Below are 12,850 nucleotides of genomic sequence, written 5' to 3'. Positions count from 1 at the left end.
AGGAGGGGTGCTTTTAGCCTCCAACAGCATCTCATTGATAGTAATATCACCAAAGTAATGGGTAATGTATCATTTTAGACTTTAGGTGAAAGGCACCACCCCTGCCCCTCCACAGAGGGGAATCGGGAATTCCTCCTTTACAAGAAGGAGTGGATTGAATGTAGCACCACAAAACAAGGAGTTCATGATGGGTACAGCTTATACGCCGGGATTGAAAGTCACTGCCCGGACTAAGATATCGAAGACGCGGCGGCTGCCTCTGAAGGGGCGCGTGATGGTGAAGATCGGTGATCGTGTAGAGCCGGATTCCGTCGTTGCCGGAACCGAATTGCCGGGGATCATGCAAACCGTACGCGTCGCCGAGGTGCTGGGCATCGAACCAGCCGAGGTGCTTGAGCGATTGAAGGTCGCGGTTGGAGACTCTGTTGAGCGGGGAACCATCATCGCAGAGACAAAGTCGCTGTTTGGGTTGCTCAAGAACGATTGCAAATCGCCGATTGCCGGCATTGTGGAGCTGATATCGCCTGCATCCGGGCATGTGGGGATTAGGTTCAAGCCGACCCCCGTCGAGGTGAAGGCGTACATTCAGGGGAAGGTGACAGAGATCATCCCTGAAGAGGGTGTCATCATCGAGACATCCGGCGCGCTGATTCAAGGGATATTCGGGATCGGCGGAGAGCGGCTTGGTGAGATCATGATGGCTGCGAAGTCGCCTGATGATATACTTGATGCCGACCATATCACCGGTGAGATGGCAGGGAAGATCATTGTCGCAGGAGCGAATATCACCGGCGCGGGAATCAGGAAAGCGGCGCAGATAGGCGTGAAGGGGATCATCACCGGGGGGATCATCGACCGCGATCTGGTGGATTTCCTGGGATACGACATCGGGGTAGCTATCACAGGGCAGGAGAAGATCGATATTTCGATCATCGTTACGGAGGGATTCGGCATCATTCGGATGGCAGGCAGAACCTTCGAGTTGCTGAAGTCCCTTGAAGGGAAGATCGCCTCGATCAACGGAGCGACCCAAATTCGCGCGGGAGTCATCAGGCCGGAGATCATTGTCCCTGTTGCCGGCGATGAATCGGTGGGCTTCGTCGAGAAGGAGCAGACCTTCGATATCGGCGCCAGGATCAGGATCATCCGCGAACCCAACTTCGGGATGCTGGGTGTCGTGACCGACCTCCCGTCGCAACCGGCTGTGATCGAATCAGGTGCGAGGGTCCGCATCCTGGAAGCCAAACTGGACAGCGGTGAACTCGTCACCGTTCCGCGCGCGAATGTGGAAATTATCCAGGAGTAGGTATCGGAGATGAATCTTTGACCTCAATCAGCTTCGAACCATTTACATCTGATATGGCGAATGATGTTGTCCGTCTTTTCCAGCGTGAGTTGCATGCTGATCCAATCACACCGGAAGCATTTACTCTCAAAGTGTTGCTTGATCCTAATTTCCGCCAGGATCTGGCGGTTACAGCGAAAGCAGATGGCAAAGTCGTTGGGTTCATGCTTGGGATCATGCGCAGGCATCCGCTCGAAGATGCGCCGTTCGATGGTCACAGAGGCTGGATCACCTTGATGGCAGTCGACGCGGAGTATCAGCGCACCGGCATAGGGTCCACGATGTTGGATATGGTGATGGACTCTATGAGAGTGAATCATGCCGGGTCAGTCTGGGTGTCGCCATATGCGCCGAACTACTTCACACCGGGGATCGATGAGCACGCCTACCCCAATGCGATCCGATTCCTCCAGAAACATGGTTTCCGAACAGCGTTCCGTCCCCTGAGTATGGAAGCAGACCTCACGAATTTCGTGATCCCAGACTGGGTATACGAAAAGGCACACCAGCTTCTTGATGACGGTTATACCTTGCTAGATCTCCGCAGGGAATGCCCTCCGTGGCATTCCGCTCCGACATCCCTTACACAATTCCTCAAGACCGAGTTCCCCGGCGCCTGGCAGCGCATCATCCGCGATTCCATGGAATCTGAGGTTGAATGTAGCCATCCGGGTTCTCGTTTATCTGTGATGATGAAAGATGGTGTATGTGTTGGATTCGCCCATAACGATGGAGAACGCTTCGGACCGTTTGGGGTTGCGGCATCTGAGAGGGGCAAGGGTTTGGGTGCGGTCCTTCTCGGCAACCGGTTGGAGTCGATGGTGCGGCAGGGGTTCGACCGAGCCTGGTTCATGTGGACCAACGACCAAACCGCACACCTCTACGCGAAATTCGGCTTCCACGAAACCCGCCGCTTCGCCGTGATGATGAGAGAGCTTTAAACTCTCATTTGTGTTTAGTTACCGTCTCCAAGATCATCTGACTTGAGAGAGTAGGGGACGGTCGCCGCACCGTCCCGTTCCGCTTACTGCAACTTGATCTCATCAATCCAGATTTTCATGCCAAGGTTTGAGCATGGATCGAGTCTGAAGCCGGTTATCGTGCCTCTCCATCTTGGACTGTCACCTACCGGGAAAACATATGTGTGATATTCACCGTCTGGGATTAATGGCAAACCTATCATTGAAGCCTCAGATACTCCGGCTGTGGATGTGCTCCAGAACAACTGGACGACATCCTTTATCCCTATCGCAGAACTCGTCTTCATACGGATCGACACACTCTTGTATTTCGATGCCATAACCCGCATATTGGGTCCGCTGAATGCCGGATCAGAACCTGTTACATTCGCAAACAAGTTACCGTCGATGGCTTCTGCGTTAGACAGGTTCATCATCGAGAACCAGCCTTCGGTGTCACCGGGTTTGTTGAATTGCCATATAGTCTTGTTCTCAAGCTTTGGTACAGGAAGGTCATATGGGCCAAGGCCGACATCAACCGGTGCGATATCTTGATGAGGGGTATCATCGCAGAACACACGGCGCACAGCGTCATACATGCCGAATCCAAACTCTGTGTTCGGTTCGATGTAGCTCCCTTCACCCCACTCGTTGCATGGACCAAGTATGACGGTTTTCTCACCCCGCGCATCCAGGTACGACTTCGCTTCCCGTAAAAGACGCTCCCACTGCGGTACATTTCTACCGGTGATGATGAATGACTTGTCGCCATGCCATGGACGTGCGTCCCAGCCGGTATCAGGCACCGGGAGGAACTTGATTCCCGCTGCATTCATGACCTTCGCACGAGATTCCCATGCCTGTTTACTGCGGTCTACCACCAGCGAGTATGGGAAGCTATTGGGATCTTTTGCGAGGCTCATTGCATCGGCGAACCAGTGATATTCTGTGTTGAAAGTGTATCCCTCTGAAGCCATCATAGATGCGGTGGTTGGAGATCCGCCTTCATTCATGCTTGCAAATGTGATGCCCGGATATCCGGCATCCTTTGCCATCTGCTGAGACATTGCCAGCAGTTTCGCCGACTCCTTCGCTCCGCCGACGTCATTACGCAGACCGGCTGGCGACCACATGAATATGGCTGGTTTGCCGTCAATGCGCAGGTATTCCTTCATGCCGAAGTAGTTGTCGATCCAGTATTGCGTTACGTTCTTCCAATCCTGCATCGAATGAGATCCTGGCGGATTGTGGTTTGCCCACATCACTGCCCATTTCAAGTTGCCTTTATACCTGGATTTCATGTATGCTTTGTGAATCCAGTGATCAAGAGTTTTGTTCCCCTGGTTCCAATACCAGTCTACCAGGAAGAACGAAATCCCATGCTCTGCCGCCCATTTGATCTGCCAGTCTGCGCATTCGGGATTGGCTTCATCGTAATACCCTAATACCGGTTTGCGGATCGGCGCCACGCGACTGATCGGTTCCCACTTGCCGGCAGTATCCCATCCCGGGAAGTAGTATAATCCGATGTTGTAAGCTGTCTTTGCAGGGATGACTTCCGGTATATAGCCGTTTGGTATGAAAGTTGGAGCTTTTGTTATGACGAGTTTGCTTTTGTATACCGTATCCGACGCTCCGCGTCCTTTTAGTCGGATGGTGAACTCGCCATCTACAGGCGCTTTTGAGATCAACTCATATCTGAATGCTGCCGGGGTATTAGGCTCAAACTTACCAGGTGATTCAATCAGTTTTGCGGTTACTCCTTTTGGTACCGTGATCTCAGCCTTAATGCCGGTTGTATCTGTTCCGCCCTGATTGTTGAATCTGGCCATGATTTTACACGGTTTCCCAATCCGGTTAACCGCATCTTCCATCCCGATGTAATCTTGAACGAGGTCGGGAGCGCCGGTCATTTCGCGTTCCAACGATATCGAACTGACTACCGCATTATTGCCGCTCACATCTGATGGAGTCAACGACATGAGAACCAGCTTGCCGGTCCATGCCAGATTGCTGCCAAGATCGATATTGTATGTGTGGAATTTGCCATCACCGTTTACCGCAAAACCCGAGGCTTGCAGTCCGGACGTAGAGTCGGTAACCCAGTTGAGGAACGCTTTCCCGCTCTTCGACGCTTTCATTCTCACGGCAGCCCATGTCTTGTCTGCAATGGGGATCGAGAGGACCGGAGACCAGATCATATTATCTTTCGCATCAGTTCTGAAAGCTAATCCGCTGGAGGTTTCATTGATCTTGAAATCAGACTGTGGATCCCATCTGCCGGAGCCTTTGGTGAAATCCCATTTCGATCCGGTTACAGGTTTGGACTGGTTTGCCGGTTCCACGATTTTAATAGATTTCAATGTGAAATCTGCTTCCTGGAAGAGGTCAATCCTTATATGAATGATCTTCTTCTCTGCATGCCAGAAGGGGTGTATGACGATTGTTTTCCAGACGTTCCCACCTGGGAATACAAACGGCGTCATCTTATCAGGAAGATATCCGCCATAAGGAGAAACCATTGTGTTTGACCAATAGATCTGTCCGCTTCCCGGTTTATTGCATTTGATCCGCAGTTCAATCCACTGATTAGGATTAACCGTTACGTCGAACTTTGGGCTTTCGATGAACGGATCCCAGTCAGACGCAAGCGCACTCAGTCCCTCGGCATCGAGCTTCACTTTGGAGAGATGAGTGTTCGGCTGCCACCCTTGAAGTCCCGTCTTGCCATTGAATGTCCACCCGATGACGGTCTTCGTCGGCATCGCACTTGTGAAGGCATTCGATGCCAGAATCAAAATTGCGGATAGAATCAGTATGATGTTTCGCATGGTATACTCCTTTTGTAGGCTGAAGCCTGAAGTCTGCTAGGCTGAAGGAAAAACGGTATGGTGCCTGAAGAGTGTTCAGCTTTTCACATTTAACGCTTAACTTCCAAGACGATGTTTTCCGGACTCGATTCACAAGCATCCCATAGATAACTTAATAGAATCAACAACTACCTTAATAAACTCAGCTAAGAACCTCCCTTTTCCAAGGGGAGGCAGGTGGGGTGCTTTTAGGTGCCAAAAATCGCCATGGTTTCCATTAAGATAACTCAGGGTAAGCGGTTTGAGACTTTTATGAAGGATCTACAGTCTCTTCATATTTCAAGAAATCAAACTCAAGGGCGATGTCGTCGCCAAAACGGCGTGTCCTCAGGTTCGAGGCATTGAGTGCATCTGCCATCATCTCGATGCCGGCACCCTCAACGATGGATTTCGCGTCTCTGCCTCCGATGATTTTCGGCGCCACAAAGATCATCCCGCGGTCGATAAGTCCTGCTTTAAGCATCGAAGCTGAAAGTTCGCCGCCGCACTCTAGCATCGCTGTGTTTATCCCTAAATCTGCCAGCTTGATCATCAGCGCCTTCAGGTCCACTCGGTCATCCACAGCAGGCATCATCACAATTGTGGCGCCTTCATCCTGCAGGCGATTCATCCGCTCACGATCTGCCAGTTCTGTAACCGCGATGTAGATCGGTACATCACCTTTCAGAATCCTTGCAGTTGGGGGTGTAGATGCTTTGCTGTCTACCACCACTTTTATGGGATTCACTGCTCCTCGAATCCCCCTCACATTCAGTTCCGGGTCATCCGCCAGAATCGTGCCGACTCCCGTGATGACTGCATCATGTGTGTTTCGGAGCTTGTGAACTTCTTTGCGCGATCTCTCTCCTGTGATCCACCTGGAGTCTCCGGAATTGGCTGCGATTTTGCCATCTAACGACATCGCGGCTTTCCAGAGGACGAACGGCCTCCCGGTGGTCACGCGCTTGATGAACCCTCTGTTCAATTCGCGCGCTTCGGATTCAATCATGCCGACTTCAACTATGATCCCTGCATTCTGAAGTTTCTTTATGCCGTTGCCGGAAACCAGCGGATTCGGATCAACCATCGCGGCGAAGACACGTTTTATACCCGCTTTGATGACGGCATCGGCGCATGGAGGCGTTCGTCCAAAGTGGCTGCATGGCTCCAGCGTAACATAGAGATCGGCGCCTTCAGTAAGAGTACCGGCTGCGTTGAGGGCGAATACCTCGGCATGAGGTTCTCCGGCGCACGGATGGTACCCCTCGCCGACGATGGCTCCGTCACGCACGACGACCGCCCCAACCATCGGGTTCGGACTTGTGTGTCCGCGCCATGCCAGTGTGAGTGCGTGTTTCATGAACTTGGGATTACCTGATGTCATAAGGTTTCTTTCTGTTTGAGATTGATTTGAGACTTTTTGGTGTTCGTTCTGAGATGTGCAATGCTACGTCCTGTGATCTCTGCGAATATTACTGGGAGAATGAGAGAAAGAGTTACGCCTGCGTATTCTTCGAATCCTGCGAGATAATAGGAAACACCCATTTTCCAGGCGATAAAGAAAAGCATGACTGCACCTGTAATAATCCCTACAATTAATCCTGGAATCCAATATTTATTATTGGCAATCAGGCCAACTATGATGCCACTTGGTATTGCACCAACACAGATCCACCACATCCCTATTTTAGAAATCCATGATTCTTCAAAATATGGATAGGACATAAATATAGCAACAGCCACAACCAAACCACCAATAACAGCTAGAAATTTCCTCAACATGAATTTGCCTTTCTCATACTCAATCAAAGATTGATGTGAGACGTTTTGATATGTGCTCTTATAAGTTTGATAAACCGTCCTGTAATCTTTGCGAATAATACCGGAAGTATAAGAGAAGGAGTTACACAGGCGTATTTCCACTTCTGTCTCATAGTCCAAAGATAGCTGATGAAAACACATCTCTCGTTTTATAAATCAAACTAACGTCAATGTCATTCCGGGCTCCGACCCGGAATCTATAAAAAGTAGCTCTTATATCAATTATGTGAATAGAGTAATTCTGTTATTAATATGTCAGATGCTAGCTTTGATCACTCGCATATCATTTATGTGCTCATCCATCCTTTATGGATTCCGGGTCGCCGCCCGGAATGACGATATGTGTAGGTTGAGAAGCATATGCATACTAGTTTATGAAACACTAGTAGTCTGCATTCGAGATGACAATAATCGGGTATATAAGCGTCAATCAATTCCTGCATTCTTGATCGCATCAGGATCACTGAGCATCTCATTGATTTCTTTGCAGTCGAAGTGTTCGGAGTCAAAGTCTTCACCGATCCAATCCAGCATCTCGTCATAGTTATCGCTCTCGGGATCATTTATGGTATCAAGCAGTTCCATGTATCCGAATGGTCCTCCGCAGTCTTCCGGCGGACATGCGCGTTTTCCCGCAAGGCAGACCGGATGCACCAATCTTTCATCAGCGAAGAGTATCTTCTCAACTTTCACGATGTGCTCCCACCCATCGCCGAAATCGTATTCATAGATGAATGCCATTCCTTCAGCCGGCGCTACTTTGCTGAGAATAAATTTAGCCTCGTTCTTCTCGCATTCTTCGTCTGCATCGGGATCGCTGTATGTCGCGGGTCCGATGTTGAACAGATGGAGATGACTGTTCGTCCAGCCCATCACAACCTGCAGAATCAGATGAAGTTGATGCAGATTAGTATCTCCCGGTAGCTGGATTCTGCGCCATACGGACGGTTTGACATCCTTAAGGCTAATCTTGAGCTGGTATGTTTTTGGAGGTTTTACTGTTCTCATCATGATCTCCATTTATTCAGTAATGTTGGCAGATGCTTAAGTAAGTTAATTCACATAATAAGTATATTAAGTGTTCAAGTCAAGTTTTAGATAATCAGATCATGTTGCATTATGTCTATGAAATCAAATATCTTTGAATACATTGCCATATTCTCCTTGGGACTTCTTCTTCCACCAGAGCTTACTGAGCATAGAGATGTAGATGTAGTATGCAGTAAATGATTGGGTTATTGTTGTGAATATTATGGCGATATTTGGTACCTAAAAGCACCCCACCTGCCTCCCCTTGCCAAGGGGAGGTTCTTGGCTTGGTCTTTCAAGGTAGTTGTGAAAATTACTGAGATGCCTATTGTAGCGAGTGTTTCATTAAAGTAATATTTCACTTTAATAAAGACGACAAGCATACCTGATCTTTGATGGACAGTTATGCTTGTCTCTGATAGATTCTCTATTTGCAGGATGTATCAGGAAATCTTTTCCTGATATCGGTTCTTCTAGTGTGAATTGCAACGGCTACTTCATCTTCTGGTACTTCGCGAGGATCTCTGGTACCTGGTCTGCGGTAAGGCGACCAAACACCTCGTCGCCGACGGTCATGATCGGTGCGAGACCGCATGCACCGATGCATCTGGTCTCCACCAGGCTGAAGAGGCCATCATCGCTAGTTTCGCCCACTTTGATGTTAAGCTGCTCTTTGATTGTGCTCAATATCGCCGTGGCGCCTTTTACGTAGCAGGCGGTTCCCATACACACCGCAACGGGATACTTCCCTCTTGGTTTCAGCGTGAAATACGAGTAGAAAGTTGCAACACCCCAGACGTATGACTCAGGGACCTGTAACTCATGTGCGACCACGCTCATCACTTCCGGAGACAGGAACCCGAATGTATCCTGCGCCTTGTGAAGTACTGCGATCAATGCTCCCTGGGGTTTGACGGGATCGCGGTGTTCCGATATATATTTGCATAATTTCTGCATATTCTCTGATTTATCTGTGCATGATGCGCAGCTCATGGGCGTGCCTCCTTGCTGTATATTCCAACCGGCTCTCTGGGCACATAGGTGGCGTGAAGCAGATGGTGTGCCTTCTCTGATAGCGGTTCACCCAGGTACTCACGATAAAGCCGCTGCACCCACGGATTCTCATATGAACGCCGGATAGTTTTGCTGCGGTCTTCAGATCGAAGTGCGGCTGCACGCTGGATAAGCAAATTCTCGTCCAGGGGAAGCGATCCGGTGGCGCGGGCATACGGTTGTCCGCCGCCTCCAATGCATCCACCCGGGCATCCCATTATCTCAAGGAAGTCGATCTTCTCTGTGCCGTTCCTTACTGCCTGCAACACCTCATGTGCGTTTGCCAGTCCGTGTGCCACAACGATGTTGTAATCACGTCCGGCAATTGGAATCGTCTGCCGTTTGATCCGCTTCATAGTGCGGAGTTCATCAAACTCGATATCTGTAAGGGTTTCGCCGGTCAGGAAGTAGTAGACTGACCTGAGAACTGATTCAGCCAGACCGCCGGTCCACCCGAATATCGAACCTGCGCCGGTTGAGTATCCTAGAGGATCGTCGAACTCTTCATCCGGTAGATTCATAAAGTCGATGCCGTTGCTCTTAATGAGCCACACAAGCTCGCGGGTGGTCATGACTCTATCTACCGCAGGCATTGTTTGGTCATTCAACCAGTATTCCGGTCTTGCGGCTTCGAATTTCTTTGCCGTGCAGCACATAGCGCCTACACTGAATATCTTCGAAGGGTCGATTCCCTGCTTCTCTGCATAATAAGTTTTTGCAAGAGAACCCAAAATACTCATTGGCGACTTAGTAGATGAGATGTGAGGGATGAGATCGGCATAGAAATGTTCAGCGAACTTCATCCAGGCTGATGAACATGATGTAATAAGCGGAAGTGGTCCGCCGTTTTTCACACGCTCAACAAACTCCATCCCTTCTTCCATGATGTTTACATCAGCACCTACTTCTGTATCGAATATCGAATCGAAGCCGATCATCCGAAGCGCGGCGACTGTTTTTCCCTGCATTGGTGTTCCGGGTTTGATGCCGAACCCCTCACCGATTGCCGCCCGTACTGATGGTGCAAACTGCACCACTACATGCTTATCGGGATCAGCAAGCGCCTTCATGATGTCATGAACTGCATCTTTTTCCAGAAATGCCGCTGTTGGGCATACATTGATACATTGCCCGCATGCGGAACAGATACTCTCATCAAAAGGCACGTTGTATGCGGGAGTAACAACCGTCTTGAATCCCCTGCCTGTATATCCCAGCGTATGGATACCCTGCACTTCGCCGCAGATACGGACGCATCTATGGCACATAATGCACTTTTCGGGGATTCGTGTAACGGCAACGAATGAATTGTCTATTTCATATCTCTTCCGTTCGCCTTTGAAATACCGCTCTCGGACACCTGTTGTGTATGCCAGATCCTGGAGCTCACAGTTACCGTCGCGTTCACAGCATTGACAGTCCATAGGATGGTTGTCTATCAGGAGTTCAACGATGTCGCGGCGAATCTCTCGAATCTCCGGAGTGATCGTCTTCACGTTCATCCCGTCGGCTGCCGGATATGCGCACGAAGCCACCAGGCTTCGCATCCCCTCGACTTCGACGACACATACGCGGCATGCGCCTTCGATGCTGAGTCGAGGGTGGTAACACAACCGCGGAACTTTCACGCCGATTGTTTCTGCGGCTTTCATTATTGATGTTCCTTCCGGTACAGAGACCGGTTTTCCATCTATCGTAAGGTTTATCATGCGGACTTCTTCCATAATACCGCCTTTCAGAAGTTACTGATTATGTTTTTGTATTACACCCCTCCTTTCCAAGGAGGGGCAGGGGTGGTGCTTTTCACCCAGTGTGTGCTTATATTATGATATATCATCCGAGTATGGAACAATCGTTATTTCACCCCATACCATAAACTTATCGTATCAGCGGAATGCCACGGAGGGCATTCCCTACGTTTCATAAACAGCTATGTAACCAGAGATTGCAGGCAGGATGCCTGCACAACATTACTCCTTGCCATCGTCGATTATTTCTTATATATCGCGTCGAAGCGGCACTTTGCCATGCACTGACCGCATCTGATGCATCGGCTTTGATCGATTTCATGCACCTTCTTGGGAGTTCCACTTATGCAGCTTACAGGGCAAACCTTGGCGCAGAGTGTACATCCTACACAAGCTTCAGGTTCAATGAAGTATCTCAGCAATGCGGAACACACACCTGCCGGACATCGTTTCTCGTTGATGTGAGCTTCATATTCAGCGCGGAAGTTCTTCAGTGTGCTGAGAACAGGACTAGGAGCTGCCTGCCCTAGACCGCAGAGTGAAGCCCGCTGAATGGTATGGCAGAGCCTTTCCAGCTTCCAGATGTCATCTGGTACACCTTCGCCTTCGGTGATGCGGGTGAGTATCTCAAGAAGGCGTTTCGTGCCTTCACGGCATGGAGTACACTTGCCGCATGATTCATCTTCAGTGAAACCAAGGAAGAACTTCGCGACATCGACCATGCAGGTATCTTCATCCATTACGATAAGGCCGCCCGAACCCATGATGGATCCAGCCTGACGCAGAGTCTCGTAATCGACCGGCGTATCCAGGTATTGAGTCGGTAAACATCCGCCGGATGGACCGCCGGTCTGAGCAGCTTTGAATGCCTTGCCGTCTTTAATCCCGCCGCCGATTTCGAAGATGATCTGCCGGAGGGTAGTGCCCATCGGGACTTCTACAAGTCCGGTATTATTAACCTTCCCGGCAAGTGCAAAGACTTTTGTGCCTTTACTGGTCTCAGTGCCGATAGATTTGAACCATCCGGAACCGTTCAATATGATTGCTGGTATGTTCGCCCAAGTTTCTACATTGTTTATGAGCGTTGGATGATCCCACAAACCTGATACGGACGGGTATGGTGGACGTGGACGCGGCATCCCTCTTCGACCTTCGATGGAGTTTATCAGGGATGTTTCCTCGCCGCATACAAAAGCGCCTGCTCCCAACCGGAGATCGAGTTTGAAGTTGAATCCGCTGTTCAAGATGTTATCACCAAGCAGACCATAACACTCTGCCTGCATAATGGCTTCTTTCAAGCGTTTTATCGCAAGCGGATATTCTGCTCTGATGTAGATGTATCCAGTCGATGAGCCGATCGCGTAACCGGCGATGATCATCCCCTCTATGATGCTGTGAGGATCGCCCTCTATGGCGCTTCGATCCATGAATGCGCCGGGATCGCCTTCATCTGCATTGCAGATCACGTATTTAGTTTCGCCTTCGGAATCTGCCGTAATGCGCCATTTCATACCTGTAGGAAATCCGGCTCCGCCTCGGCCTCGAAGTCCTGATTTAATGATCTCTTCAATCACATCATCAGGTTTCATTATGCTCAATACTTTTCCGAGAGCGTCATAACCTTTGACTTCGATGTAATCTTCAATCGATTCGGGATCAATGATGCCGGTGTTTCTCAGAGTGATCCTGAGCTGTTTGCCGAAGAAATCCGCATCGCCAAGCACTCTGATTCTTGATCTGTCAAATCCGCCTTTACTCAGCAGGCGTTCAACCGGTTTGCCATCTCTCAGATGATCGCGAACAATCTCTTCCAGGTCACCGCCTGTTACATGCTCATATACTGTTTCATCAGGATATATAAGCATAAGCGGACACTTGCCGCACAAGCCGAAGTATACGGTTTCCATAACTCGAACGCTTGAGGCTAAACCGTATTTTTCCAGTTGTTTCTTAAGCTCCGGCTGTATCGACTTCGCTTTGCCGGTACATGCGGTTCCGCCGCAGATCAATACATGTTTTTCTATTCCAGTCATTCTTCACAACTCC

General features: G+C 49.7%; 9 protein-coding genes. 2 read left to right on the top strand and 7 right to left on the bottom strand.

Annotated elements, in window-relative coordinates; genetic code table 11:
- Positions 1 to 154 precede the first annotated feature (154 nt).
- Both ACHZCX_RS05440 and ACHZCX_RS05435 read left to right on the top strand, forming a co-directional pair.
- Positions 155 to 1,306 carry a hypothetical protein gene (locus ACHZCX_RS05440; protein WP_319586221.1) on the top strand — a complete coding sequence of 384 codons (1,152 nt, stop codon included), beginning with the start codon at positions 155 to 157 and terminating at the stop codon, positions 1,304 to 1,306.
- Positions 1,307 to 1,323: 17 nt separating this feature from the next.
- Positions 1,324 to 2,286, top strand: coding sequence for a GNAT family N-acetyltransferase (locus ACHZCX_RS05435; protein WP_319586220.1), 963 nt, complete (start codon positions 1,324 to 1,326; stop codon positions 2,284 to 2,286).
- 83 nt (positions 2,287 to 2,369) lie between these two features.
- Here the strand turns inward: ACHZCX_RS05435 and ACHZCX_RS05430 are convergent, their stop codons facing one another.
- The 7 genes from ACHZCX_RS05430 to ACHZCX_RS05400 all read right to left on the bottom strand — a co-directional run bounded on the left by ACHZCX_RS05430 (position 2,370) and on the right by ACHZCX_RS05400 (position 12,837).
- Entirely contained in the window at positions 2,370 to 5,135 is a 2,766-nt protein-coding gene (locus ACHZCX_RS05430; RefSeq protein ID WP_319586219.1) for a glycoside hydrolase family 99-like domain-containing protein, read from the bottom strand.
- A gap of 289 nt (positions 5,136 to 5,424) precedes the next feature.
- Complete coding sequence (gene ribD / locus ACHZCX_RS05425) at positions 5,425 to 6,513, bottom strand: bifunctional diaminohydroxyphosphoribosylaminopyrimidine deaminase/5-amino-6-(5-phosphoribosylamino)uracil reductase RibD (protein ID WP_319586218.1); 1,089 nt, start codon at positions 6,511 to 6,513, stop codon at positions 5,425 to 5,427.
- A gap of 20 nt (positions 6,514 to 6,533) precedes the next feature.
- Positions 6,534 to 7,076, bottom strand: a complete 543-nt coding sequence (locus ACHZCX_RS05420; RefSeq protein WP_319586217.1) for a hypothetical protein — start codon at positions 7,074 to 7,076, stop codon at positions 6,534 to 6,536.
- A gap of 324 nt (positions 7,077 to 7,400) precedes the next feature.
- Positions 7,401 to 7,985, bottom strand: a complete 585-nt coding sequence (locus ACHZCX_RS05415; RefSeq protein WP_319586216.1) for a plasmid pRiA4b ORF-3 family protein — start codon at positions 7,983 to 7,985, stop codon at positions 7,401 to 7,403.
- 510 nt (positions 7,986 to 8,495) lie between these two features.
- Positions 8,496 to 8,996 carry an NAD(P)H-dependent oxidoreductase subunit E gene (locus ACHZCX_RS05410; RefSeq protein WP_319586215.1) on the bottom strand — a complete coding sequence of 167 codons (501 nt, stop codon included), beginning with the start codon at positions 8,994 to 8,996 and terminating at the stop codon, positions 8,496 to 8,498.
- The gene (locus ACHZCX_RS05405; protein ID WP_319586214.1) at positions 8,993 to 10,780 is read right to left on the bottom strand and encodes an NADH-dependent [FeFe] hydrogenase, group A6; all 1,788 of its coding nucleotides are present in this window, start codon (positions 10,778 to 10,780) and stop codon (positions 8,993 to 8,995) included. The genes ACHZCX_RS05410 and ACHZCX_RS05405 overlap by 4 nt, the downstream gene beginning before the upstream one ends.
- Positions 10,781 to 11,046: 266 nt before the next feature.
- The gene (locus ACHZCX_RS05400) at positions 11,047 to 12,837 is read right to left on the bottom strand and encodes an NADH-quinone oxidoreductase subunit NuoF (protein WP_319586213.1); all 1,791 of its coding nucleotides are present in this window, start codon (positions 12,835 to 12,837) and stop codon (positions 11,047 to 11,049) included.
- Positions 12,838 to 12,850 lie beyond the last annotated feature (13 nt).

It is taken from the genome of uncultured Desulfobulbus sp., assembly GCF_963662935.2.
Lineage (GTDB): Bacteria > Desulfobacterota > Desulfobulbia > Desulfobulbales > Desulfobulbaceae > Desulfobulbus.
The sequence above is the reverse complement of the archived record's forward strand: the minus strand, read 5'-3'. Positions and strand labels throughout refer to the sequence as shown.